The sequence below is a fragment of the Brevundimonas sp. AC546 genome (assembly GCF_979258305.1).
This window is the reverse complement of record NZ_OZ409849.1, coordinates 950,248-975,136: the sequence shown is the minus strand read 5'-3', so window position 1 is coordinate 975,136 and position 24,889 is coordinate 950,248. Positions and strand designations below refer to the sequence as shown.

The 24,889-nt window shown below is 66.3% G+C and carries 23 protein-coding genes, 2 tRNA genes and 1 pseudogene; 15 read left to right on the top strand and 11 right to left on the bottom strand.

The window, feature by feature from the left end; all coding sequences use genetic code 11:
* The first annotated feature begins 3 nt into the window (after positions 1-3).
* On the top strand, positions 4-1,509 hold the full coding sequence (gene purF, locus ACZZZD_RS04935) for an amidophosphoribosyltransferase (protein ID WP_463433153.1): 1,506 nt from the start codon (positions 4-6) through the stop codon (positions 1,507-1,509).
* Between the two features lie 93 nt (positions 1,510-1,602).
* On the opposite strand, the gene ACZZZD_RS04930 is transcribed toward purF, so the two are convergent.
* The 4 genes from ACZZZD_RS04930 to rpsF form a co-directional block, all read right to left on the bottom strand.
* A complete protein-coding gene (locus tag ACZZZD_RS04930) occupies positions 1,603-4,038 on the bottom strand; it encodes a TonB-dependent receptor plug domain-containing protein (protein ID WP_463433151.1) in 2,436 nt (811 codons plus the stop codon).
* A gap of 416 nt (positions 4,039-4,454) precedes the next feature.
* Positions 4,455-5,039, bottom strand: a complete 585-nt coding sequence (rplI, locus tag ACZZZD_RS04925) for a 50S ribosomal protein L9 (RefSeq protein WP_135193070.1) — start codon at positions 5,037-5,039, stop codon at positions 4,455-4,457.
* 1 nt (position 5,040) lies between these two features.
* Entirely contained in the window at positions 5,041-5,319 is a 279-nt protein-coding gene (gene rpsR, locus ACZZZD_RS04920; RefSeq protein WP_008259463.1) for a 30S ribosomal protein S18, read from the bottom strand.
* Between the two features lie 12 nt (positions 5,320-5,331).
* Complete coding sequence (gene rpsF, locus ACZZZD_RS04915) at positions 5,332-5,721, bottom strand: 30S ribosomal protein S6 (RefSeq protein ID WP_159851741.1); 390 nt, start codon at positions 5,719-5,721, stop codon at positions 5,332-5,334.
* Positions 5,722-5,940: 219 nt separating this feature from the next.
* On the opposite strand from rpsF, the gene ACZZZD_RS04910 reads away from it, so the two are divergent.
* From ACZZZD_RS04910 to ACZZZD_RS04900, 3 genes are read left to right on the top strand one after another with little or no spacing between them, the layout of a single operon-like run.
* Complete coding sequence (locus ACZZZD_RS04910) at positions 5,941-7,533, top strand: carboxyl transferase domain-containing protein (RefSeq protein ID WP_463433147.1); 1,593 nt, start codon at positions 5,941-5,943, stop codon at positions 7,531-7,533.
* A 4-nt stretch (positions 7,534-7,537) separates the two neighbouring features.
* Positions 7,538-7,933, top strand: a complete 396-nt coding sequence (locus tag ACZZZD_RS04905; RefSeq protein ID WP_463433145.1) for a hypothetical protein — start codon at positions 7,538-7,540, stop codon at positions 7,931-7,933.
* Positions 7,923-8,822, top strand: a complete 900-nt coding sequence (locus tag ACZZZD_RS04900) for an enoyl-CoA hydratase-related protein (RefSeq protein WP_463433143.1) — start codon at positions 7,923-7,925, stop codon at positions 8,820-8,822. The genes ACZZZD_RS04905 and ACZZZD_RS04900 overlap by 11 nt, the downstream gene beginning before the upstream one ends.
* 42 nt (positions 8,823-8,864) lie before the next feature.
* Here ACZZZD_RS04900 and ACZZZD_RS04895 read toward each other — a convergent pair whose 3' ends face one another.
* Positions 8,865-9,476: a TIGR02466 family protein gene (locus ACZZZD_RS04895; protein ID WP_463433141.1), complete on the bottom strand. Its 612-nt coding sequence runs from the start codon at positions 9,474-9,476 to the stop codon at positions 8,865-8,867.
* Positions 9,477-9,563: 87 nt separating this feature from the next.
* Between ACZZZD_RS04895 and ACZZZD_RS04890 the strand changes: the two genes are divergently transcribed.
* Positions 9,564-11,570: an acetyl/propionyl/methylcrotonyl-CoA carboxylase subunit alpha gene (locus tag ACZZZD_RS04890; RefSeq protein ID WP_463433139.1), complete on the top strand. Its 2,007-nt coding sequence runs from the start codon at positions 9,564-9,566 to the stop codon at positions 11,568-11,570.
* Positions 11,567-11,962 (top strand): hypothetical protein, encoded by a 396-nt coding sequence (locus tag ACZZZD_RS04885; RefSeq protein WP_463433137.1) that lies wholly within the window; start codon positions 11,567-11,569, stop codon positions 11,960-11,962. Before ACZZZD_RS04890 ends, ACZZZD_RS04885 begins: the two co-directional genes overlap by 4 nt.
* Here ACZZZD_RS04885 and ACZZZD_RS04880 read toward each other — a convergent pair.
* Positions 11,959-12,249 (bottom strand): antibiotic biosynthesis monooxygenase family protein, encoded by a 291-nt coding sequence (locus ACZZZD_RS04880; RefSeq protein WP_463433135.1) that lies wholly within the window; start codon positions 12,247-12,249, stop codon positions 11,959-11,961. The two genes, ACZZZD_RS04885 and ACZZZD_RS04880, sit on opposite strands and share 4 nt — an antisense overlap.
* A 106-nt stretch (positions 12,250-12,355) precedes the next feature.
* On the opposite strand from ACZZZD_RS04880, the gene ACZZZD_RS04875 reads away from it, so the two are divergent.
* The 4 genes from ACZZZD_RS04875 (at position 12,356) to ACZZZD_RS04860 (ending at position 16,659) form a co-directional block, all read left to right on the top strand.
* Positions 12,356-12,754 carry a DUF1489 family protein gene (locus ACZZZD_RS04875; RefSeq protein WP_463433133.1) on the top strand — a complete coding sequence of 133 codons (399 nt, stop codon included), beginning with the start codon at positions 12,356-12,358 and terminating at the stop codon, positions 12,752-12,754.
* Positions 12,755-12,818: 64 nt separating this feature from the next.
* Positions 12,819-14,165, top strand: a complete 1,347-nt coding sequence (locus ACZZZD_RS04870) for an MATE family efflux transporter (RefSeq protein ID WP_463433131.1) — start codon at positions 12,819-12,821, stop codon at positions 14,163-14,165.
* A gap of 54 nt (positions 14,166-14,219) precedes the next feature.
* Positions 14,220-15,923, top strand: a complete 1,704-nt coding sequence (gene metG / locus ACZZZD_RS04865; protein ID WP_463433129.1) for a methionine--tRNA ligase — start codon at positions 14,220-14,222, stop codon at positions 15,921-15,923.
* A 22-nt stretch (positions 15,924-15,945) separates the two neighbouring features.
* The gene (locus ACZZZD_RS04860; RefSeq protein ID WP_463433127.1) at positions 15,946-16,659 is read left to right on the top strand and encodes a 2OG-Fe(II) oxygenase; all 714 of its coding nucleotides are present in this window, start codon (positions 15,946-15,948) and stop codon (positions 16,657-16,659) included.
* On the opposite strand, the gene ACZZZD_RS04855 is transcribed toward ACZZZD_RS04860, so the two are convergent.
* The 3 genes and pseudogenes from ACZZZD_RS04855 to rlmB form a co-directional block, all read right to left on the bottom strand.
* On the bottom strand, positions 16,660-16,998 hold the full coding sequence (locus tag ACZZZD_RS04855) for a rhodanese-like domain-containing protein (RefSeq protein ID WP_463433125.1): 339 nt from the start codon (positions 16,996-16,998) through the stop codon (positions 16,660-16,662). It abuts the gene before it with no gap.
* Complete coding sequence (locus tag ACZZZD_RS04850; RefSeq protein WP_463433123.1) at positions 16,995-17,816, bottom strand: YjbE family putative metal transport protein; 822 nt, start codon at positions 17,814-17,816, stop codon at positions 16,995-16,997. The genes ACZZZD_RS04855 and ACZZZD_RS04850 overlap by 4 nt, the downstream gene beginning before the upstream one ends.
* A 31-nt stretch (positions 17,817-17,847) precedes the next feature.
* Positions 17,848-18,731: pseudogene (rlmB, locus tag ACZZZD_RS04845) on the bottom strand (23S rRNA (guanosine(2251)-2'-O)-methyltransferase RlmB).
* A gap of 148 nt (positions 18,732-18,879) precedes the next feature.
* Between rlmB and ACZZZD_RS04840 the strand changes: the two are divergent.
* The 4 genes from ACZZZD_RS04840 (at position 18,880) to ACZZZD_RS04825 (ending at position 22,291) form a co-directional block, all read left to right on the top strand.
* A tRNA-Tyr gene (locus ACZZZD_RS04840) sits at positions 18,880-18,962 on the top strand.
* A gap of 80 nt (positions 18,963-19,042) precedes the next feature.
* Positions 19,043-19,116: transfer RNA gene (locus ACZZZD_RS04835), tRNA-Gly, on the top strand.
* Positions 19,117-19,180: 64 nt separating this feature from the next.
* Positions 19,181-20,371, top strand: coding sequence for an elongation factor Tu (tuf, locus tag ACZZZD_RS04830; RefSeq protein ID WP_159844820.1), 1,191 nt, complete (start codon positions 19,181-19,183; stop codon positions 20,369-20,371).
* A 324-nt stretch (positions 20,372-20,695) separates the two neighbouring features.
* Positions 20,696-22,291, top strand: a complete 1,596-nt coding sequence (locus tag ACZZZD_RS04825; protein WP_463433121.1) for a carboxylesterase/lipase family protein — start codon at positions 20,696-20,698, stop codon at positions 22,289-22,291.
* A 3-nt stretch (positions 22,292-22,294) separates the two neighbouring features.
* On the opposite strand, the gene ACZZZD_RS04820 is transcribed toward ACZZZD_RS04825, so the two are convergent.
* A complete protein-coding gene (locus ACZZZD_RS04820) occupies positions 22,295-23,359 on the bottom strand; it encodes a L,D-transpeptidase family protein (RefSeq protein ID WP_463433119.1) in 1,065 nt (354 codons plus the stop codon).
* Between the two features lie 50 nt (positions 23,360-23,409).
* Positions 23,410-23,571, bottom strand: a complete 162-nt coding sequence (locus tag ACZZZD_RS04815) for a hypothetical protein (RefSeq protein ID WP_463433117.1) — start codon at positions 23,569-23,571, stop codon at positions 23,410-23,412.
* A 151-nt stretch (positions 23,572-23,722) separates the two neighbouring features.
* On the opposite strand from ACZZZD_RS04815, the gene ACZZZD_RS04810 reads away from it, so the two are divergent.
* Positions 23,723-24,883 (top strand): GNAT family N-acetyltransferase, encoded by a 1,161-nt coding sequence (locus ACZZZD_RS04810; RefSeq protein ID WP_463433115.1) that lies wholly within the window; start codon positions 23,723-23,725, stop codon positions 24,881-24,883.
* Positions 24,884-24,889: the final 6 nt, after the last annotated feature.

Below are 24,889 nucleotides of genomic sequence, written 5' to 3'. Positions count from 1 at the left end.
ACGATGCGCCACCATATCGCCGATCCCGTCGTTCACCGCGAGCACTGGCGCGAGCCGGAGGACGACCAGCTTCGTCTGGAGTGCGGCGTCTGCGGCGTCTGGGGCGCCGACGCGGACGAAGGCTCGGCCATCGTCGCGCTTGGCCTTCACGCCCTTCAGCATCGCGGCCAGGAAGCCTGCGGCATCGCCAGCGTCAAGGACGAGCGTTTCCACACCGAACGCCACCAGGGCCTGGTGGGCGAGGCCTTCGGCGGCGCCGATCTGATGACGCGGATGCCGGGCCGGGCGGCCGTCGGCCATACCCGCTATTCCACCGCCGGCGGCAGCTTCCTGCGCAACATCCAGCCGATGTTCGCCGACCTGGACCAGGGCGGCATCGCCCTGGCGCACAACGGCAACCTGACAAACTTCAAGTTCCTGCACAGCCAGCTGGTCAGCGAAGGCGCGATCTTCCAGTCCACGTCGGACTCCGAGGTGATCCTCCACCTGATCGCGCGCAGCCGCAAAGCCAAGATCGTCGATCGCTTCATCGATGCCTTGGCCCGGATCGAGGGCGGCTATGCGCTGGTGGCGCAGACGCGCACCAAGATGATCGGCGCGCGCGACCCGCTGGGCATCCGGCCGCTGGTTCTGGGTCAGGTCGGCGAGGCCTGGGTGCTGGCGTCCGAGACCTGCGCCCTGGACATGATGGGCGCGACCTTCGTGCGCGACGTCGAGCACGGCGAGATCGTGGTCATCGACGACAGCGGCCTACGCTCGCTCAAGCCTTTCCCGGCCCGCGCGGCCCGCCCGTGCCTGTTCGAATACGTCTATTTCTCGCGCCCGGATTCGGTCGTGAACGGCCGCTCGGTCTATGAGGTCCGCAAGGAAATGGGTCGCGGCTTGGCCCGCGAACTGGGCGTCGAGGCCGACATCGTCGTGCCGGTGCCCGACTCGGGCGTTCCGGCGGCCCTGGGCTATGCTCAGGAGAGCGGCATCCCCTACGAGATGGGCATCATCCGCAGCCACTATCTGGGCCGCACCTTCATACAGCCCAGCCAAGGCGCCCGACAGAAGGGCGTTCGCATGAAGCACAGCCCGAACAAGTCGGCCCTGGCCGGCAAACGGGTCGTGTTGATCGACGATTCCATCGTGCGCGGCACCACCTCGCTGAAGCTGGTTCGCGCCGTGCGCGCCGCCGGCGCGACCGAGGTCCACCTGCGCTCGGCCAGCCCCCAGATCCTGTTCCCCGACTTCTACGGCATCGACATGCCAGAGCGGGCGCAACTGCTCGCCGCCAACAAGACGCTGGAAGAGATGCGCGACATGCTCGAGGTCGATTCGCTGGGCTTCCTGTCCATCGACGGCCTGTATCGCGCCATGGGCGAGGCCGGACGCAACAACGCCCACCCCCAGTTCACCGACCATTATTTCACCGGCGACTACCCCACCCGCCTGCTGGATCGCGAGATCGAAGAAGGCGGCCGCGACTTCGGCGCCAAACAGCTGTCGCTGCTAGTCAGCGCCTGAACAACCCTGACGGCCTGAGGGACGGCTCAGATCGAGTTATGAAAAAGGGCGCTCCGAAGAGCGCCCTTTGCCATAGGCGTTGTCAGCTCCGGCTCACCATTTCACGCTGAGGCGTGCATAGCCGTATCGTCCGTTGAAGCCGAAGGGCGAATAGTAGGGGAAGCCCAGCACGCCGTTGGAGTTCAGCGAAGCCGGCACGAAGTCCGGATATTCGTCGAACACATTGTCCACCCCGATCGCCACGCCGACGCGTTCCGTCAGCTGGAAACGGCCTTCCAGATCGACGACGGTCTTGGCGCCCGTGCTGTAGTCGTTGGCCGGTGTCGATCCGGCCTGCAGCACGTCGCCATAGTATGTGGCGCGGACGGTGGCGCCCCACTTGTCCCGGCTCCAGTCCGCCGCCGCAGAGACCTTCGTGTCCGGCGTGCCGTCCTCGATGGTCAGGATGCGCTGGCGCGAGAAAAGGGTCGGCACCGGATTCAGCACGGATGAGGAGGTCGGCACGCTGGTCACCGACACATCGTTGAAGTTGGCGGCTACCGTGAAGTCGAAGTCGCCGAGCGTGTCCGTGGGCAGACGATAGCGCCCGACGATGTCCACTCCCTCCGTCGAGGTCGAGACCCCGTTCAGGAAGAAGCGGGCGGCTTGCACCCCTTGCGGGTCCAGCAGGTTGGCGACCTGGCCCGAGAAGGTGCGGTTGATCAGTTCCGAAAGAACGATCTGGTCTTCGATGTCGATCTTGTAGGCGTCCACCGTCAGGTCGAACCGACCCAGACGGACAACTGCGCCCAGCGAGTAGTTGGTCGAGGTCTCGGCCTTCAGCGGACGGGCGCCCAGGGCCGCCGCGACGGCGCTGGTGGCGGGGAAGGTGCCGGTTTCGACCACGGCGCCGTTCTGGATCACCGAGGCGGTGGAGGTGAAATACGACTGCTGCAACGACGGCGCGCGGAAGCCTGTCGAGACCGAACCCCGCAGGGCGAAGCTGGGCGTGAAGTCATAGCGGGCCGACAGCTTGCCTGTCTGGGTGTCGCCGAAGTCGGAATAGTCCTCGAACCGCACGGCGCCCTCGACCCGCAGCTTGTCGGTCAGGGGGATTTCCACGTCGGCGTAGGCGGCGAAGTTGTCGCGATCGACGTCGACCGCGTTCGAGGGCTGGAAGCCGACGAAGCCCTGGGCGCCGCCTGCCAGGACGGTCCCATCCACGGGGCTGATGTTGATCGGGCCGCGGTTGTAGCTTTCGGGCTGACCGGCCTCGATCTTGTAGTTCTCCCAGCGCTGCTCAAGGCCCCAGGCGAAGTTCAGCGGGCCGCCCGACAGGCCGACCTCGAACTCGCGGCTGAAATCGGCGCCCAGCACCAGTTGGTCATAGATCAGACTGCCGGAATCGAAGCTGGTCTGAGACGCCGCGCCGTAGGTCGAGTTCAACGAATCCTCGGTGCGGAAGTCCAGGGCGTTGCGGCCGTAGGTCAGGCTGATGTCCGTGTTCCAGCCCGCCAGTTCGCCACGAAGGCCGCCGGCCAACGATGCGTCCTGAGAGTTGATCGCCACCTTGGGCAGGAAGCCGTTGGGATAGATGGAGGCCACATTGTTCGAGTTGTTCGACAGGCGGGGGAAGGCGGCGCCCTCGCTGTCGCGATCCTGGTAGCCGGCCCAGCCATAGGCCTCCCAGCCGTTGCCCAGACCCTTGCCGGCGTTGGCGAAGACCGTCCATTGCTCCACATCCGGGTCGCCGAAGCGGGCGGTGATGCCGCCGTTCGCCGCCGCGCGGGGGTCATAGTCCGAGCGGTTGGTGGATTCGCGGTTCAGATATTCCGCCGACAGGGTCAGGAAGCCGTCGTCGCCCAGGGAGAAGCCCTGCCAGGCCGAGGCCGTCACCGTGCCGCCGTCCTGCTCGTCGCGTTCGCCGCGCGCGGTCTTCACCGTGGTGAAATACTGGCCGTAGGTTACGCTGGCGCCGCCGCCGCTCGAGGCTTCCTTCAGCCGCAGATTGACCACCCCGGCGATGGCGTCTGATCCGTACTGGGCCGAGGCGCCATCGCGCAGCACCTCGACCCGGTCCAGCGCGCCGGTCGGGATGGTGTTCAGATCGACGGCGGCCGAGCCGCGACCCACCACGCCGTTGACGTTGACCAGGGCCGAGGCATGGCGGCGTGTTCCATTGACCAGCACCAGCGTCTGATCCGGCGACAGGCCGCGCAGGGTGATCGGCCGGATCGAGTCGGTGCCATCGTTGGCGGACGGGCGCTGGAAGGTCAGCGACGGCACGGCCTGGGCCAGGGCGGTGGCGAACTCGGTCGTGCCGCGCGTCTGAAGCGCCTGCGCCGTCACCACGTCCACGGGGGCCAGGGTGTCCAGGCGCGAGCGGTTCTGAACCCGCGTGCCGGTGACGACGATGTCGTCCACTTGGGCCGCCTCATCGGCGCTCTGCTCAGCGGTTTGGGCGAAAGCGGGGGCGGCGGTCAGCAGGGAGAGGGTGGAGACCGTGGCGAGCAGGGCCGGAGCGGAGGCTCGTTGAAGAATGATGCGCATTGAGAGATTTCCTGAAGCTTGTTCTTGGCGCGAGCGCGCATCGCCGCCGCGTTGGGCGGTCGGCTTTTGAAGTCGAGGGGAACTGGAAACAGCGTGCGGCCTCAGCCGCAACATCGCCTGTCGGCCGGCCGCATGGCAGTGAGATAGGAGGTCATCGTCATCGCCTTCTCCAACCGCACGGTCGGGGAGATCCCGGCGGTCATGGCCATATCAGGGCGAAGGTGCGGCGGGTCAATCGGCGCGCAACGCTACATTTTCTGGCTGATCGAAGAGAAAATCTATCGCGTTGATCGGCGACAGGGTTCTAGGCGGAGATACGACCGATCAGAGCGGCAGCTTCACACAGCAAAAAGGGCGCGTCCCTTGCGGAACGCGCCCTTGATGTCTTGGCGATCCGGCCCGAAAGCCGGGATCAATCAGGCTTCGTCGCCGAAGCCTTCTTGTTGACCGGCGCCGCCTTCGATCAGTTCCTGGGCCGATTGCTCGGCGGCCTGGCGCTCATCGTCGAACTGGCTGCGGATCACGTCCTCACCCTTGGCCTGACGCTCGGCTTCATCCATCGAACGGGCGATGTTGATCTTGACCGTGGCGCGGACCTCGGCGTGCAGGCGGACCGGCACTTCGTGGACGCCCAGGTTCTTGATCGCCGTGTTCAGGACGACTTGCGAACGCTCGACCTTGCCGCCTTCGGCCTGGATGGCCTCGGCGACGTCGCGGCCGGCGACCGAACCGTACAGGTGACCGGTTTCACCGGCCTGACGGATCATGATGTAGGTCTGGCCGTCGATCTTGTCGGCGACCTTCTGTGCATCGGCCTTGTTCTTGTCGTTGCGTTGCTCGATGGCGACGCGGTCGAGTTCGAACGCCTTCAGGTTCGCGGCGGTGGCCCGACGGGCCTTGTCGCGCGGCAGAAGGAAGTTACGGGCGAAGCCGTCCTTGACGGACACGACGTCGCCGATGGCGCCGAGATTCTCGACGCGTTCAAGCAGAACGACCTTCATCTCACTTCACCACGTAAGGCAGGAGGGCCAGATAGCGAGCGCGCTTGATGGCCTTGGCCAGTTCGCGTTGCTTCTTCTGGGAGACGGCGGTGATGCGCGAGGGCACGATCTTGCCGCGTTCGGAGACGTAACGCTGCAGCAGCTTCACGTCCTTGTAGTCGATCTTCGGCGCATTGGCGCCCGAGAACGGGCAGACCTTGCGGCGACGATAGAAGGGGCGACGGCCGGCGGCGCCGGAGCCCGCCGGTGCGCCCGGGGTCGGGGCGGTTGTATCGGTCATGTTCCGGGTTCCTTATTCGGCGGCGTCGGAAGCGGCGTCGTCGCGCGGGGTGCGCTCGCGCTCACGCTCGCGTTCACGCTCGCGGCGGGCCAGCAGCGGCGACAGTTCCAGGTCGAGTTCCTCGACGCGGACGGTCAGCCAACGCAGCACGTCTTCGTTGATCGACAGCTGACGCTCGACCTCGGCCATGGCGGCCGGGGGGCAATCGACGGCCAGCAGCGAATAGTGAGCCTTGCGGTTCTTCTTCACGCGGTACGTCAGGTTGCGCAGACCCCAGTACTCGATCTTGGCGACGGAACCGCCGCCTTGTTCGATCAAGCCCTTGATGGTGTCGTTCAGCGCTTCGGCCTGTTGCGCCGAGATATCCTGGCGCGACATGACCGTGTGCTCGTAAAGAGCCATGCGGTATTCTCCCTTGTGGGCGTCGGCGTGGAAACGACCGGGTAAGTCGATCCCCACGATGGCTCCTGGCGCGGCGGCCGGACCGAACGTCCAACCCTTTGGTGTTCCGCGACAGGACCGAAGCCCTGGAAAGGCGGGGCCTATAGGGGAAAAGGGGCGGGGAGGCAAGGATGGCGGCAGGCGCTTGTGACGCCTCGCGACCCCGCCTAAACCAACCCCATGCCGAAGCTGACGTCAGCGGTCGATCCGCAAAGCCCCAAATACAAGTCCCTGCATGCGCACAACAGCGCCCTGGTCGCCGAACTGCGCGATCATGTGGCCAAGGCCGCGCGCGGCGGGTCCGACAAGTCGCGCGAGCGGCATGTAGCCCGCGGCAAGCTGTTGCCCCGTGACCGGGTCGAGCGCCTGCTGGACCCTGGCTCGCCCTTCCTTGAGGTCGGGCAACTGGCCGCCCATGGCATGTATGACGGCGAGGCGCCGGCCGCCGGCGTCATCGCCGGGATCGGCCGGGTCTCGGGGCGCGAGGTCATGATCGTCTGCAACGACCCGACGGTGAAGGGCGGCGCCTACTTCCCCATGACGGTGAAGAAGCATCTGCGCGCCCAGGAGATCGCCGAGCAGAACCGCCTGCCGTGCGTCTATCTGGTGGACTCTGGCGGGGCCAACCTGCCGCACCAGGCCGAGGTCTTCCCTGACCGCGACCATTTCGGCCGTATCTTCTTCAACCAGGCCCGGATGAGCGCCAAGGGCATCGCCCAGATCGCCTGCGTCATGGGCCTGTCCACCGCAGGCGGCGCCTATGTGCCGGCCATGTCGGACGAAACGATCATCGTGCGCAATCAGGGCGCCATCTTCCTGGCCGGCCCGCCCCTGGTGAAGGCCGCCACCGGCGAGGTGATCTCGGCCGAGGAACTGGGCGGGGCCGAGACCCACGGCCGTCGCTCGGGCGTGGTCGATCATGTGGCCGAGAACGACGAGCATGCGCTGGAGATCGTGCGGTCCATCGTCGCCAATCTGAACACGACCAAGTCCGTCGACATGGATGTGCGCGATCCCCGCGCACCGGCCTTCTCGGCCGAAGAGCTGTATGGTCTGATCCCTGACGACGTCCGCGCGCCCTATGACGTGCGCGAGGTCATCGCCCGGCTGGTGGACGGGTCAGAGTTCGACGAGTTCAAGACCCTGTACGGCTCGACGCTGGTCTGCGGCTTCGCCCGCATCTGGGGCTATCCGGTCGCCATCCTGGCCAATAACGGCGTCATCTTCTCCGAAAGCGCCCAGAAGGGCGCGCACTTCATCGAACTGGCCTGCAAGCGAAAGATCCCGCTGCTGTTCCTGCAGAACATCAGTGGCTTCATGGTCGGCGGCAAATACGAGGCGGGCGGTATCGCCAAGGACGGCGCCAAGCTGGTCACCGCCGTCGCCTCGGCCGAGGTGCCCAAGTTCACCGTCCTGATCGGCGGGAGTTTCGGGGCCGGAAACTACGGCATGTGTGGTCGGGCCTATTCGCCGCGCTTCCTCTTCACCTGGCCCAACAGCCGGATCGGGGTGATGGGCGGCGAACAGGCGGCTTCGGTCCTGGCCACCGTCCACCGCGACGCCGAGACCTGGAGCGCGGACGACGCCGAAGCCTTCAAGGCGCCGATCCGTCAGAAGTACGAGGACGAGGGCAATCCCTATTACGCCACCGCCCGCCTGTGGGACGACGGCATCATCGACCCAGCCCAGACGCGCGACGTGCTGGGCCTGGCCATCAGCGCCAGCCTGAACGCCCCGATCCCCGACACGACCTTCGGCCTGTTCAGGATGTGATGAGATGAAATCCGTTTACGCCATCGCCGCCCTGATGCTGTCCGCCCCGTTCGCCGCCCCCGCCTTAGCCCAAACTGCGCTGAAGACCATTCCCGCCGAATATCAGGGGGAATGGAGCAGCGTGCCGGAAGCCTGTGGCAACCGCGAAAGCGGCGAGCGTTTCGTCATCAGCGACAGCTCGATCTCCTATTTCGAGGAGGGCGACAGCGTCGTCGAAGTGACCCGCATCGATGCGAACTCGATCCACCTCGTCGTCGATTACGAGGATTATGATGGGATCGAACGGCTTCAACGCACGCTCATCCTGTCCGACGACCGACAGACGCTCAGCTTCTATTATGGCGATGGCCCCGAGAACGTGAGCCGCCGCTGCCCCCAAGGAGACCTCCATGGCGAATGAAAACACCCCGACGGACATCGACGCCCTGGACGTGACCGACGCGGAGGCGGCCGAGATCAATTCCATCGCCCATCCGCTGGTCGCCGACCCTGCGCCGGATGCGAACGACGACCTGGTGCAGATCGATTCGACCACCGACGGCATCGTCTTCATCACCATCAATCGGCCCGAGAAGAAGAACGCCTTCGACGCCGCGACCATCGCCGCGCTGCACGAGACATTCGAGACCTTGCACGGCGCCGACCGCGTGCGCGCCGTTTTCATTCGCGGGGCGGGCGGCACCTTCAGCGCTGGGGCCGACCTGAACTGGATGCGCGACGCCGCCGGCTGGTCCGAGAGCGACAACCGCGACGACGCCATGGGCCTGGCGAAGATGCTTAAGGCGCTGCACGACATTCCCGCCCTGACGGTGGCGGTGGTCGAGGGCAATGCGATGGGCGGCGGCGCCGGCATCGTCGCGGCCTGCGACATGGCCGTGGCGGTCGAGGGTGCGCGTTTCGCCTTCTCCGAGGTTAAGCTGGGCCTGATCCCTGCGACTATCGCCCCCTATGTCGTCGAGGCCATCGGCGCCCGCCGCGCCCGCCAACTGTTCCTGACCGGAAACAGCTTCGACGCCGACTACGCCGCCCATACCGGCCTGATCGACCTGGTCCTGCCCGAGGGTTCGGTGGACGAGTTCATCTCGATGCTGACCGACAGCCTGACCGGCAATGCGCCCGGCGCGATGGGCGAGGCCAAGCGCCTGGTCAACGACATCGCCCACCACAAGATCGACTCGGGCCTGCTGGACGAGACCGCCAAACGCATCGCTCGCGCCCGCGTGTCCGACGAAGGCCGCGAGGGCGTCCTGGCCTTCCTGGAAAAACGCAAGGCTAGCTGGACTGTCTGATCATATTCGAGCCGGCCGTCAGCGACGGCCGGCTCAACTTTATCAGGCGTAGTTGAAGCTGATCGAGATGCGGTCGGCCTTGGCCAGGTTGGTCGGCACCTCGTGCCGCAGCCAGCTTTCCCACATCAGCACCGTGCCCGCCTGGGGCTTCAGATAGACGAACGGGCGTTCGGCCTCCGACGCCTCCTCGGTCACCGAGGGGCGGGCCATCATGAAGGGAAGGCGAGGGTCTTCCAGCTTTAGCGACGAGGCGCCGTCCGGGATGTCGATATAGACGGTGCCCGACAGGAAGGCGTGCGGGTGGATATGGCCGGTATGGCCACCGCCGGGCTTGAGGATATTGACCCACAGATTGTCTAGACGCGGCTTCCTCGCCAGGTCGAAGTTCAGCGCCTTGGCGTAGGCGACGGCGTGACGGTCCAGGTGGCGTTTCAGCTCCGCGAACTCGGGGAACCGCTGCGGCAGGTCGTTCAGCGAGCCGTAGGAAGTATAGCCGCGATAGGCGTTGTCACGACACCAGCGACGACCGGCCGCGTCCTCCTCGGCCATCATGCGGATGACGTCGATCAGCTGTTCGTTGAAGTCGGGCCAGCCTCGGCCGTCGGCGAGGGAGGCCTCATAGACCTGGGTGACGAAGAGGGGGCGCAGGGACATGGGATTGGCTTAACGCCTGCGGGGGCGGCTGAGAAGGGTCGTGCGCAGCCTCTCGCCTGCCTCGCACGATCCGGCTAAGAACGCTTCATGTTCAAGTCCGTCCTTGTCGCCAATCGTGGCGAAATCGCCTGCCGTGTCTTCCGTACCGCCAAGCGGATGGGATTACGCACCATCGCCGTCTATTCCGAGGCCGACGCCGACGCCCTGCATGTGCGCGAGGCCGACGAGGCGGTGCTGATCGGCCCGGCGGCGGCGCGTGAAAGCTATCTGGACGGCGCCAAGGTGTTGGCGGCGGCAAAGGCGACGGGGGCGGAGGCGATCCACCCCGGCTATGGCTTCTTGTCTGAAAATGCCGAGTTCGCCGAGGCCGTGGCGGCGGCGGGCCTGATCTGGATCGGGCCGGACCCGTCCTCGATCCGGGCCATGGGTCTGAAGGATGCGGCCAAGGAGTTGATGATCCAGGCCGGGGTGCCTGTGACGCCGGGCTATCAGGGCGCGGACCAGTCGGAGGCGACCCTGACGGCCGAAGCCGCGCGGATCGGCTATCCGGTGCTGATCAAGGCGGTCGCGGGTGGCGGCGGCAAGGGGATGAAGCGGGTCGATGATCCGGCCGATTTCGCCGCCGGTTTGGCCAGCGCCAAGCGCGAGGGCGCGGCGGCCTTCGGCGACGACCGGGTGCTGATCGAACGCTACATCACCCGGCCGCGCCATATCGAGGTTCAGGTGTTTGGCGACAAGCACGGCGAGGTCGTTCACCTGTATGAGCGCGACTGTTCGCTGCAACGCCGCCACCAGAAGGTGATCGAAGAGGCGCCGGCGCCGGGCATGAGCGAGGCCGTGCGCGCCGCCGTGACGGGTGCGGCGATCAAGGCGGCCAAGGCGGTGAACTATGTCGGGGCCGGGACCATCGAGTTCATCGCCGACGCCTCGGACGGGCTGAAGGCGGACGGCATCTGGTTCATGGAGATGAACACCCGGCTTCAGGTCGAGCATCCGGTGACCGAGAGCGTGACTGGCGTCGATCTGGTCGAATGGCAGTTCCGCGTCGCGGCGGGCGAGCCCCTGCCGTTGAAACAGGACCAAATCAAACTCAACGGCTGGGCCATGGAGGCGCGTCTCTATGCCGAGGATCCCGCGAACGGCTTCCTGCCGAGCATCGGCCGGTTGGAGCATTTCGTCATGCCGGACGGAATTCGGGTCGACACCGGCGTGGAGCAGGGCGGCGAGGTCAGCCAGTTCTACGACCCGATGATCGCCAAGCTGATCGTGCATGAGGACACCCGCGAGGCGGCGGCGACGCGGTTGGCCGAGGCGGCCGGCGAGGTCGAGATCTGGCCGGTCAAGGCCAACGCCGGCTTCCTGAAACGCTGCCTGGAGCACCCGCGCTTCGTGGCGGGGGATGTGGATACAGGCTTCATCGCGGCGGAAGAGGCGGACTTGTCGGGTCTGGCCGACAAACCTTCGCTGGCAGCCGCAGTCGCTGGCCTTCTGGCGTCACATGCGCAGTGGGCTGAATATTCCTCCTGCCAGCCTTCACCTTGGGATTCGAAAGGCGAAGCCTTGTTCGGCTTCCGGTTGAATGCGCCCAATACCGCATGTGCCGTTATTTCGATAAATGGGGAGCAATCCGCTGCTAGGCTGAAACCGCTAGATGGATATGGTTTCGACGTGGCCATCGGAAACGATGACTTCGTCGTTGAGGTGCATCCTGGTAGCGGTCTTCGCGACATCAGGAGCCGTATCGACGTCAATGGTCGCGACTCGGAGGTTCGCTTCCGCAACGCTGACACGCCGGACCTCGTCTTCCGCAACGGCGAAGCCTTCGAAATCGGTTGGTTCCGAGCCAGCGGACAGGGCGCTGCTATGATTGCCGACGGCTCCCTTCGCGCGCCCATGCCGGGCAAGATCGTCGCCACGCCGGTCAGTGCGGGCGACATCGTGACCAAGGGCCAGCCCGTCGTGGTGCTGGAAGCCATGAAGATGGAGCACGCCCTGACCGCGCCGTTCGACGGGGTTGTTGAAAGCGTGAATGCCTCGGTCGGGGAACAGGTCGTGGATGGCTTCGAACTGGCGCGCATAAAGAGCGAGGCTTGATCGTGGGCTTGGGAGGCTTTGCGGCTCTTGCGCTGCTGACAGGCCTGGCGGGCGAGCCGCGAACGCAGACTGTGCGGATCGAGCCGGACGATCTGGCGGACATGCAATGTGTTGTCATGCTGATGGAGGGGATCGGCGAGGACGAGGCGCAGAACCAATCCTTGCTGTCCACCATGTCCTATTTCATGGGCAAGGTCGCCGGACGTGGACGGATCGAACGATGGGACAAGGCGCTCCTCGCCTACAGGACTGGCCTCAATGAGGCGGCCCGCACCAAAATGGCCGAGGACCACGGTGCACGTTGCATGATGGAAGGTCTGGGCCCGACTGCTGTCTTCGCGCAGATCACGATGACAGATGCGGTGGCGGCCTTGACCGCCTTGCCCGACTAAAGCCCCACGCCGCCGATGGGGCGGGTGAAGACGGTGTCGCCGAAGGTGGCGATCAGGCTGAGGACCGGCAGCAGTTCGTGGGTCTCGCGGATATGGGTGGACCAGGCGTCATGCGTGGCCTGGCTCATCCAGACCTCGGTGACCCACAGCGCGTCGGCGTCGTTCAGGTCGTGGGCAAGAACGTAGCTGTGGCAGCCTGGGCGCTTCAGATTCGGGTCCAGCAGGCACAGCCCAAGTTCGTCGCGACGACCGGGATGGGCCGTCAGGCGGGTAATCAATCCGTACATTCTGGTCCTGTGTCGCGCCTGACGAGGGGAGATGGCGCGTGATCATCCTTAGGCCCTGTAGATTAAGAATCTGGCCAATGCGCCTAAGGGCCACTACGTGGGCGCCATGCCGCTTCACATGATCAAGCTGGGCGTCGGGGTGCCGGACGTCGAATGGCTGGAGGCCCGCGCCGCCAAGGGCGGGCCTCTGGTGGTCCACACGCGAATGACGCCGAAACGTGCGCCCGAGATCGAGGACGGCGGGTCGCTGTACTGGGTGGTGAAGGGGACCATCGTCTGCCGTCAGCGCGTGCTGGACATCGCCACCCTGGGCGAGGGTAAAGAAAGCCGCTGCGAGATCACGCTGGAGCCCAGGGTCATCCGCACCGCGCCGATGGCGCGACGCCCGTTCCAGGGCTGGCGCTATTTCGAGCCCAAGGATGCGCCGGTGGATATGACCGAGCTGGATGCGGGCGAGGCGCCGGAGGACCTGGTGCGGCAACTTCGCGAACTGGGCGCCTGGTAGGGCCAAACCCACAAAGTTTTTGGGAGTTGACCCCGGCGGGTCCGCATGGCCTGTGCCGCCTCCGATGATCGCGCTCAGCCCCCAGACCCGTTCCGCCTTCCGCGACCTGCTCAACCTAGCATGGCCGGTGATTCTGGCGCGGATCGGCATCATGACCATGGGGCTGACCGACGCCATCGTGGTGGGCAACTTCTCCAGCAAGGAACTGGCTTTTCATTCGCTGGCCTGGGCGCCGACGTCGATCGTAGTGACGACGGCGGTGGGCCTGATGCTGGGCGTGCAGGTGATGACGGCGCGGATGTTGGGCGAGGGGCGTCGGCACGCCGTCGGCTCGGTGCTGCGCCGGGGCATGACCTATTCGTTGCAGATCGGCGTGATCTCCATGATCGCCCTGATCGCCATCGGCCCTTGGGGGCTGGGCAAGCTGGGGCTTGAGGACGGACTGGCGGAAGGCGCGGGCCCGGCCCTGGTCGTGTTCGCCCTGTCCATGCCCTTCTATCTGATCTCGGTGACGGGGCAGTTCTTCCTGGAGGCACTGGGCCGGCCCAAGCCCGGCATGGTCGCCATGTGGGTGGCGAACGGGGTCAATCTGGCGCTGAACATCGTGCTGGTGCCCGACCTGCTGGGCATCGGTTTCGACGGCGCCTTCGCCTCGGCCTGGGCGACGTTCGGCGCGCGGGCGGCGTTGGCGATCTTCCTGGTGATCTACATCCTGCGCCTGCCCGAGGCCCGGTCGCTGGGTATTTTCGACAAGCCCGAGCGCGACCCCAAGGCGGCGCGCGAACAGGTCAAGGTCGGCCTGGGCGCCGGCGCATCCTATTTCATCGAGGTCGGGGCCTTTTCCGGCTTCACCTTCTTCGCCGGCCAGATCGGCACGGCGGAGACGGCCGCCTGGGCGGTGGTGCTGAACGTCTCGGCCATCGTCTTCATGCTGCCCATGGGGCTGTCGTCGGCGACGGCGGTGCTGGTGGGGCGCAGCTATGGCGCCGGCGACGGGCGAGGGGTGTTGCGCGCGGGACTGGTCGGGCTGGGGGTGGTCACGGCCCTGACCCTGGTCGTGGCGCTGTTGGTCTGGCCCAGCGCCCATCTGATCGTCGGGGCCTACAACCGCGACCCGGCGCTACTTGCCATCGCGGCGCCAGCCCTGGTTCTGGCGACCCTGTTCTTCGTGGCGGATGGAATACAGGTCGTGGCGGCGCAGGCGAACCGAGCCGCAGGGGATGTCTGGTGGCCCACCATCATGCATTTCGCGGCCTATGGGGCGGTGATGATGCCGCTGGGCTGGGTCCTAGCGCACCAGATGGGCATCGACGGCCTGGTCTGGGCGGTGGTGATCGCCAGCCTCGCGTCCTCGACCCTGCTGACGGGGCGTTTCGTGCGGGTGGCGCGTCGTTTGCCGCAAGGTGTTTGAGGAAACGGCGCCGCCGCTCTATATCCCTGCGCTCCCCCGAACTCTTGGACGATCATGGCCCGCATCCTCATCACCTCGGCGCTGCCCTACATCAACGGCATCAAGCACCTGGGGAATCTGGCGGGCTCGATGTTACCGGCCGACGTCTGGGCGCGGTTCAAGCGGGCCCAGGGCCATGAGGTCCTCTATATCTGCGCCACCGACGAGCACGGCACCCCGGCCGAGCTGGCCGCCGCCGCCGCCGGCCAGGACGTGCGCACCTATTGCGACGAACAGCACGAGATCCAGAAGGCTGCCGGCCAGACGTTCGGCCTGAGTTACGACTGGTTCGGCCGGTCCTCGAACCCGCAGAACCATCGCCTGACCCAGCATTTCGCCGAGGCCCTGGAGAAGAACGGTCTGATCGAGGAGCGGGTGGATCGGATGATCTATTCGATCGACGACGCGCGTTTCCTGCCCGACCGCTATGTCGAGGGCACCTGCCCCCATTGCGGCCATGTCGGCGCGCGCGGGGACCAGTGCGACAACTGCGGACGGCTGCTGGATCCCACCGACCTGATCGATCCCTATTCCTCGGTGTCGGGGTCCAGGAATCTGGAGGTGCGCGATACGCGCCACCTCTATCTGTTGCAGACGAAGATCGAGCCCGAGATCCGCGCCTGGGTTGATGGAAAAAGCGGCTGGCAGCTCCTGGCCAAGTCCATCGCCTACAAGCATCTGGACGAGGGGCTGATCGACCGCGGCATCACCCGCGACCTGGCCTGGGGCGTGCCGGTGCTGAAGGACGGATTCCCGCGTCCGGGCATGGAGGACAAGGTCTTCTACGTCTGGTTCGACGCCCCCATCGAATATATCGCCGCGACCGAGGAATGGGCCGAGGCGACCGGCGGTTCCTGGCGCGACTGGTGGCGTCTGGACGAGGGGGCGGAGGACGTTCGTTATGTCCAGTTCATGGGCAAGGACAACGTCGCCTTCCACACGGTCAGCTTCCCGGCGACCATCATCGGCTCGGGCGAGCCGTGGAAGACCGTGGACCAGCTGAAGGCCTTCAACTGGCTGAACTGGTATGGCGGCAAGTTCTCGACCAGCCAGAAGCGCGGCGTCTTCATGGACCAGGCTCTGGAACTGCTGCCGGCCGACTATTGGCGCTGGCGCCTGACGGCCTATGGCCCGGAACACGCGGACTCGGCCTTCACCTGGGAGGATTTCCAGGCCTCGACCAACAAGGACCTGGCCGATGTGCTGGGGAACTTCGTCAACCGAATCGTCAAGTTCGCTGAATCGAAGTTCGACAGCGTCGTGCCCGAGGGCGGCGAGGCCGGTCCGGTCGAGATTCAGCTGGAGGCCGACATCAAGGCGGGGATCGCCGAGGCGACCGAACAGTTCGAGGCCATGGAGTTCAGGAAGGCCGCTTCCGCCCTGCGCGCCGTCTGGGTGCTGGGCAACGAATATCTGCAGGTCGCGGCGCCCTGGACCGCGCTGAAGACCGACCGCGACCGCGCGGCCGTGGGCGTGCGGACGGGTCTGAATCTGGTGGCCCTGTTCGCGCGTCTTGCGGCGCCGATCCTGCCGTTCTCGGCCGAGAAGATCGCCGCCTCGGTGGGCGTCAGCGACCTTTCATGGCCCGGCGCGGACGAGGATGTGCTGAACGTCCTGACCGTCGGTCAGCCGGTCGCCGCCCAAGGGGTGCTGTTCGCCAAGATCGAGGACGCGCAGGTGGCGGAATGGTCCGAACGCTTCGGCGGCGCGGACGCCTGATGGGGCGGGTGGGGGATATGCGATGACGTTGACCCTGACGCCCCCGAACGACGAACGGCGCGACGCGATTCGCGAGCGATTGGCGCGCACAGGCCGGACGCAGATCGACGGCGTCCTGGCCCCGGCCGACGCTCAAGAACTGTATGAGGCGGCGACGACCGCCGACTACAATGTCGTGACGCGGCGTGGGACGGGGCATGTCGATCTGCCCGCCGCCTGGCTGGCGTCTCTGTCGCCGGATCAGAAACAGGGGCTGGGTCAGGCGGTGCAGGTCTCGGCCCAGACCGACTTTCAGTATCTTTACGACAACCACCCGATCTACGATCTGGTCGAGGCAGGGCAGGCGGCGCCGGTGTGGTCCGACCTGTTGGCCTTCCTGAACGGCGAGGCCTTTCTGGACCTCATGCGGGACGTGACCGGCGAGCCGCGCATCGCCTTGGTGGATGCGCAACTGACCCGCTATCGCGCCGGACATTTCCTGACCGAGCATGACGATCACGCAGACGGCAAGAACCGCTTCTTCGCCTATGTGCTGAACCTGACGCCCGCCTGGCGGATCGAGTGGGGCGGCCTGTTGGCCTTTCACGGAACCGACGGCAATGTGACCGAGGCCTTCACCCCGCGTTTCAACACCCTGAACCTGCTGAAAGTGCCGACGCCCCATTCGGTGACCCAGGTCGCCCTGTCGGCTGCGGCGGATCGGATCTCCGTCACGGGGTGGCTGAGGGGCCTCTGATCAGGCCTGTTCCGCGAACACCACCGGCAGGCCCGCCGCGTGCCAGGCCTGGATGCCGCCGGTCAGGTTGAACAGGGGTTGGCCGTCGGGGCCGGTCGGGCCGACGAAGGCGCAGACCTGATGGCTGCGGCCGCCCTTCAGGCACTGGACGATGATCTTCTTGTCGGCAGGCAGGTCCAGCGCTTCCCAGGCGGCGGGCATCTGGCTGAGGGGCGCCAGGATCGCGCCGTCGATGCGGGCGGCGGCGAACTCGTCCGGCTCGCGCACGTCGATCAGGATCGCCTCGCCGGCTTGCAGCCAGGCGGCGGCCTCCTCGACCGTGACCGTGGCGACGGTCATGTCGCGGGCGCCGAAGCAGGGGCGGTCGGCGCGGCGGGCGCCGGCGTCGGGCTGTCCTCGGTGCGCTTCTGCCCCAGGTGTTTGGCGGCTTCCTTCTCGCTGATGTCGAGGAAGGCCGGGGCCGAGGCGTTGAACTGCTCCATATGGCCGGTGCGAACCACCACCTGACGTGCGCCGTCCCAGATCATGTGCAGGGCGACGTAGAGCACGACGACCAGGCCGATATAGCCGATCCAGGCGAAGCGGTGCAGCAGCTTGGCGATATAGGTGGCGGCGATGCCCATCAGGGCGATCGACAGGATCAGGCCAAAGACCATGATCCACGGGTGTTCGTGCGCGGCGCCCGCGACGGCCAGCACATTGTCCAGCGACATGGTGATGTCGGCGACCATGATCTGCAGCAGGGCCGCGCCGAAGGTCTTGCGCTTGACGTCCAGTTCCTCGGGCGAAGGACCCGTGCCATGTTCAATGCTCATGGCCAGTTGAAGCTCGGCTTCAGCTTCCGCCTGGTTATGCGTGCGCTGCTCCTGCAGTTCGCGCCACATCTTCCAGCACACCCACAGCAGCAACAGCCCCCCGGCCAGCAGCAGGCCGACCAGGGCCAGAAGCTGGACCGTGATCAGCGCAAAGCCGATGCGCATGACGACGGCGGCGGCCAAGCCGATCAGGATGGCCTTCTTGCGTTGGTCCTGGGGCAGGGCGGCGGCGGCCAGGCCCACGGCGACGGCGTTGTCGCCGGCCAGGACCAGATCCATCAGCAGGACCTGGCCCAGAGCGGCGGCCTGGCTGGCGAATTCGGGAGACGAGAAAAATTCCATTTCCGCTCTCTAACGCCGGTGCGACCTTCTGTCAGCCGCGTTGCGCGCGCGCCGCCTCATAAAGCGCGACGGCGGCGGCGTTTGAGACGTTCAAGCTCTCGAAACCGCCCGGCATGGGGATCTTGGCCAGGACGTCGCAATGTTCGGCGACCAGGCGGCGGATGCCGTCGCCCTCGGAGCCCATGACCAGGACGGTCGGCTGGCGGTCCAGCGCCTCTTCCAATGTCTGTTCGCCCGTCCCGTCCAGACCCACGGCGCGCCAGCCCAGGTCAGCCAACCGCTCCAGCGCGCGCGACAGGTTGGTCACCCGTGCATGGGGCAGGCGTTCGGTCGCGCCAACCGCCGCCTTGGCCAATGCGCCGGCAAGAGCCGGGGCGTGACGGTCCTGAACGATGATTCCCCGCGCGCCAAAAGCCAGGGCCGAGCGGAAGATGGCGCCGACGTTCTGGGGATCGGTCAGCTGATCCAGCATGACGATGACGCCCTGGGCCGGATCGGCCAGCTCTTCCAGCGACACGCCTTCCAGCGGCTGGACCTTGAAGGCCAGGCCCTGGTGCACGGCGCCGGGGGGAGCATCCGGGTCAGGGCCTGCACCTCGACGACCTCGATCTTGTGGCCGTGGGCCAGTTTGCCGTCCTCGATCTCGGCGGCGCGTTCGGCGGTGGCCAGCAGGCGCCCCGTGCCGCGACGCGCGGGATTCGCCAAAGCGGCCAGGACCGGGTGACGGCCCCACAGAAAATTATCGGCGTCCGACTTGTTACGATCCGGCGCACGGGGCGGGCGGGGCGCGTCGTCGCGCCCGCCAAACCCTTGCGGAGCGGGCTTTTGACCCTTCTCGCGCGGCCCCTCGGGCCGGTTTCCGAAGACTGGTTTTTTACCGCTTCTACGGTCGTTGCGTTCTGTTTTCGACGACACTATAAGACGCCCTCCGATTTGGAGCCCCAAGGGCTTTCGGGTCTGGGCGCCCCCTCTATCCTAGAGGAGGCGACAAGCCGAAGGCTTTTGTTTCGTCCCGCTTCTTTATGGCGGAAACGAGGGGTCCGACGGTTCGACAAGGCGCGCTGGGGGAATGTCCCGAGTGGCAAAGGGGGGGACTGTAAATCCCCTGCGTAAGCTTCGTAGGTTCGAGTCCTACTTCCCCCACCACGCGCCTTGACGGATACGACGGATCAGGACCCGAAGAGGATCGGCTGCGGCGTTCCCTCGCGAACTTCCGCAGTCTCCGCGCGGGTATAGCACAATGGTAGTGCAGCAGCCTTCCAAGCTGAGGATGTCGGTTCGATCCCGTCTACCCGCTCCAGGTTTTTAAAAAGATCAGCATCGCGCCCCTCCGCTGACGGACCCGGGCCATCAGGAGTTTGGCCATGGCCAAGGAAAAGTTCGAACGGAACAAGCCGCACTGCAACATCGGCACGATTGGTCACGTTGACCATGGCAAGACGACGTTGACGGCTGCGATCACGATGACGCTGGCGAAGGCCGGCGGCGCGAAGGCCATGGCCTATGCGGACATCGATGCGGCGCCGGAAGAGAAGGCTCGCGGCATCACGATCAACACGGCGCACGTGGAATATGAGACGGCCAACCGTCACTATGCGCACGTCGACTGCCCCGGCCACGCCGACTATGTGAAGAACATGATCACCGGCGCGGCGCAGATGGACGGCGCGATCCTGGTGGTTTCGGCCGCCGACGGCCCGATGCCGCAGACGCGCGAGCACATCCTGCTGGCCCGTCAGGTCGGCGTGCCGGCCCTGGTGGTCTTCATGAACAAGGTCGACCTGGTCGACGACGAAGAACTGCTCGAGCTGGTCGAGATGGAAGTGCGCGAGTTGCTTTCGTCGTACCAGTTCCCCGGCGACGACATTCCGATCACCAAGGGCTCGGCCAAGGCCGCGACCGACGGCGTGAACCCGGAAATCGGCGAAGAGCGCGTTCTGGCCCTGATGGAAACCGTCGACGCCTACATCCCGCAGCCGGAACGTCCGGTCGACCTGCCCTTCCTGATGCCGGTCGAAGACGTGTTCTCGATCTCGGGCCGCGGCACCGTGGTCACGGGCCGCGTCGAGAAGGGGATCGTCAAGGTCGGTGAGGAAGTCGAGATCGTCGGCATCCGTCCGGTTCAGAAGACGACCTGCACGGGCGTGGAAATGTTCCGCAAGCTGCTGGACCAGGGTCAAGCCGGTGACAACGTCGGCGTCCTGCTGCGCGGCACCAAGCGTGAAGACGTCGAGCGCGGCCAAGTGCTGTGCAAGCCGGGCTCCATCACCCCGCACACCAAGTTCCTGGCCGAAGCCTACATCCTGACCAAGGAAGAAGGCGGTCGTCACACCCCGTTCTTCACGAACTATCGCCCGCAGTTCTACTTCCGCACGACGGACGTGACCGGCATCGTTCACCTGAAGGAAGGCGTCGAAATGATCATGCCCGGCGACAACGCCGAGCTGAACGTCGAACTGATCACCCCGATCGCGATGGACCAGGGCCTGCGCTTCGCCATCCGTGAAGGCGGCCGCACCGTCGGCGCCGGCGTCGTCGCCAAGATCGTCGAGTAGTCGACACACGATCCGGCCTTAGGGCCGAACAGTAAGCGTAACAGAGCGGCCCTCGGAGTGATCCGGGGGCCGTTTTGCTTTGTCACATTGATCTTTTCCCTTCTCGCATGGGGGAGAAGGTGGCTCGCAAAGCCGCATGAGGGGTACAGTGCGGGCCGGGTTAAACATCGTAACCCCTCACCCTTTCGCGCTAAGACCGATCGCTACGCTCTCGGGCGCTCAAGCCCTCTCCCAATAGGAGAGGGAAGGGGGGCGGGGAGGCGTTTGGGAAACGTCGTCCTGCTTCAGGCGTTAGGATCGTCTGCCGAAAAGCCAAGGTTCCCGATGCGTCTGATCTCGTTGCTTGCCTGCCTTGTGGCCCTGTCGGCCTGCGCGACCCATCCCGGCAAGGTCGATCATGTCCGGTTCGCCGGCGATGGGACGACGGTGCTGGCGACGACCGAGGATGGGGCGGTGCGCGGCGTGGACGGGGCGGGGACGCGGGCGTTTCTGGGCGTGCCCTTCGCCGCGCCGCCTGTGGACGAGCTGCGCTGGCGCGCGCCGCAGCCGGTGGAGGCGTGGAGCGGTGTTCGGGATGCGACGCGGATCGCCAAGGACTGCACCCAGGCGATCGGGCGGCGCTCGATCCTGGGCGGCGGCGGCGGGATCGTGGTGGGGTCCGAGGATTGTCTTTACCTGAACATCTATGCGCCGGGTGGCGAGGCGGCCGAGGCCAGGCCGGTGATGGTCTATATTCCTGGCGGCGCCTTCACTGTGGGGTCGGGGGCCAACTACGATCCGTCGAAACTGGCGCGCGATCAGGGGCGGGTGGTCGTGACGATGAACTATCGGCTGGGGGCGCTGGGGTGGCTGGCGCATCCGCAGTTTCAAGGCACTGGCGAGGGATTCGGTGGCAACTTCGGCCTGATGGACCAGCAGGCGGCGCTGCAGTGGGTTCATCGCAATATCGCGGCCTTCGGCGGCGATCCGTCCAATGTCACCCTGTTCGCCGAGAGCGCGGGGGCGTGGACGGCCTGCTACCTGATGACTTCGCCGCAATCCGAGGGGCTGTATCAACGAGTCATCATGCAGAGCGGCGGGTGTCTGGAGCCGTCGTCGCTGGTCAGCGCGCAGGATGCGGCCCAGTCCGGGCCGATGTTCGCCGAGCGGCTGGGCTGCACGGGCGAGGATCAGATCGCCTGCCTGAAGGCCCTGCCGGCGTGGCGGCTGTCGCGCGCGGCGTCGCTGAGGGCGGGCATCAACGGGCCGGGGTCGTGGGGGCCGGTGCATACGGATGCGACCGTGCCGGAAAATCCGGCGGCAGCAATCCGCGAGGGGCGGTTCACGCGTGTGCCGGTGATCGTGGGCACGAACCTGGACGAGGGGCGGCTGTTCGCCAACGAGGTGCAGGACATGGACCGCTATCGCAAGGAGACGATCTGGATGTACGGCGACCAGGGCGAGCGGGTGCTGGCGCGGTATCCGGTCGGCGAGGACGGACCGGCCTACGCCATCGCGACCAACTTTACGGACCAAAGGTTCGCCTGTCCCTCACAGGCGTTGCGTCGGGTGCTGGCCCAGCATGTGCCGGTGTGGGGGTATGAGTTTGCGGATCGCAACGCGCCGTTCATGCTGCCGGACTGGATCGTCGGTCTGGATCTGGGGGCCTATCACGCCAGCGAACTGGCCTATGTGTTCGGAACCAGTTGGGTGTTCGCGGACGTGAAGAAATTCACGCCGGAGCAGAAGGCGCTTTCGGAACGGATGCAGCGGCTGTGGGCCCGGTTTGGCGAGGCGGACTTCGCCGCCGAATGGCCCCGCGTCGAGGATGCGGGGCCGGTGCGGGTGTTCAAGCCGGAAGGTGACGAGATGGACGCTGAGTTCTTCGCGCGCCATCACTGCGACTTCTGGGACGGGACGCCGTTCGGCGCGGTTCACTGATCCTTAGGTGAAGCGGACCGTGACGCCGGGCTTGACCTTGTCGGCCAGGGTCCAGGCGTCCCAGTTGGTCAGGCGGACGCAGCCGTGCGAGGCGGTCTTGCCGACCAGGTGCGGGTCAGGCGTGCCGTGGATGCCGTAGCTGGGCTTGTTCAGGTCGATCCAGACCACGCCGACCGGATTGTTCGGGCCGGGTTTGACGATGACCTTCTGCTTGCTGTCGCCATAGCTGAGCTTTGACGGATCGTAGGTGTAGTCGGGATTTCGGGCGACGCCGTTGACCTTGACCGTGCCGGTCGGGGTCGGGTTGTCGCCGCTGCCGATGGTGGCGGGGAAGTAGGCGATCAGCTTGCCAGCCGCGTCGAAGGCCTTGACCGAGCCTTCGCTCTTGTCGACGTCGATATGATCCACCTCGGCGGGCAGGGGCGTGGTGTTGATCGCCGGGACCAGCAGCGATTGGCCGACGCGGTTGAAGTCGGCGCCGGGGTTCATGGCGCGCAGCAGCGCCTCGGTGACGTGGAAACGTTCGGCCAGGGCCTCGACGATATTGGCGTAGCCCATGTGTGCGGCCTGGCCCTGAATCTCCAGATCCGTGGGGACGACGCCGAGATAAGGACCGGCGATGTCCTGCTGGGTGATGGCGTAGGTGGTGGTGATCGCGCCGGGACCGGCAGCGGCGCGCAGCCGGCCGAGCACGTCGGCGTCGAGCTCGCCGGTCACGGTCATGGCGTTGGCCTCCTGGAAGGCGGAGATGGCCTGACGCATGTTCGAGCCCGCCAGACCGTCGATGGCGCCCGGCGAAAAGCGGGCGCGTTCGAGCAGCACCTGGGCGCGGATCAGAGCGGGTTGAGGCTGGACTTGGGCGGCGCCCGGCTGAGCCGACTGACCGGCTTGGGGCAGCGGCTGGACGGGTGGCGTATAGGCGGTGTTCTCGATGGCGTCGCGCGAGAGGGGGCCAGTCGCGCCCGCCTCGACCGCCGGGGTCTTGGCGGTGTCTTCCTCCTTGGGCGAGCAGGCGGACAGGGACAGGGACAGGACGGCGAAGGCGGCGAGGCAGGCGGATCGGTTCATTGCGGACTTTCGAGGCAGGCGGGCCAGACGGGCAGAATTGGCGGGCGAGATCAGTTCTGTTCGCCGGTCGCGGGGTCGGTCTCGGTCTCGCCGGAGTTTGACGAGCCTTCCGAGCCCCTGGGTTCGGTGGCGGGGCGCGGCGGTTCGCCGTCTGCGTCCGGGCGCAGGTTTTCGTTTTCGACGCTTTTGCTGTCGGGGCGTTGGTCGGTCATGGTCGTCTCCCTTTGGATCAAAGCAACGCGCAGGGAGCGGGGCGGCTCCGTCAATGCGCGTTCACCATGCCGGTGAACCCTGATGAAACGCGCGTGGTGCAGGGTGCGGTCTGGAATGGACCTTGCTGCACGGGGTTCAATGAGGATGCATATGGCCGGAATGCTGCAGGTCGAGATCATGGATGCGGGGGCGCTGGACGCCGCCGCCGTCGCCCTGTGGCGTGCGTGGACGGACGGCAATCTGGAGCTGGCCAGCCCCTATTTCCGCTGGGAATATGCCGAAATCGCCTCGCGGGTCTGTCCCGGCGCGGCGATCGCGGTGTTTCGGCGGGACGGCGAGATCGTCGGCTTCTTCCCGCATCAGCGGCGGGGTGGGGCGGTGCAGCCGCTGGGCGCCCCGATGAACGACTATCACGGTGTCATTGCACCGGTGGGCGAGACGATCACGCTGGAAGAGGTGGCGCGGCTGCTGAAGGCCAAGCGGCTGAACGTGCCCGGCTGGATCGGCGCCGGCGAGACGGGGCAGGCGCGCGAGACGGTGCAGGTCGTCATGCCCGAGCCGGGGTATGACGCCTGGTATGCCGAGCGACGCTCGGCCTTCGGCAAATATTTCAAGGACAAGGAGCGGGCGCGTCGCAGCCTGGAGGCCGAACTGGGGCCGATCCGGGTGGAGCGCGGGCTGCGGGATCCGGCGCTGCTGGATCACCTGATCGCATTGAAAGCGGCGCAGTATCGGCGCTCGGGCTTGCACGACATCTTCGCCTGCGGCTGGACGCGGGATCTGCTGCACGCGCTGATGGTCGAGCCGCGCGCGGACTTCGGCGCCTCGATGGCGTCGATGCACGCAGGCGACAAGCTGGTGGCGGTGGAGTTCTCGCTGCACGCCGGGCGGCATTACCATTTCTGGTTCCCGGTCTATGAGCCTGCGCTGGCGCGCTGTTCGCCGGGCATCCTGCTGAGCATGGACACGATGCGGCTGGCGGCGGTCGAAGGCTTCCGGGTGTTCGACTTCGGGTTCGAGGGCGAGACCTACAAGAAGTATTTCATCAACGCCCGCCAGACGGTGCGCGAGGCCGTGGTTATGCGGCCCGGCGTGAGCCAGGTGCTGGGCGACGTGACGGTGGCTGCGCTGAACCGCGCCGGCGGACGCGGCGAGGCGGTCAGGTCGTCGCTGCGCCGACGCTGGGCCACCATCGAAGCCTGCGAGGCCACGTCGGTCGGGCGACTGAGGGGTGCTGCGGTCGCGGCGCGATCCGCCGTCCAGAAGGTCGCCGCCAAGAAGAAGACGCCGGCGCGCGTCGCCCACGTCTGAAGGAGA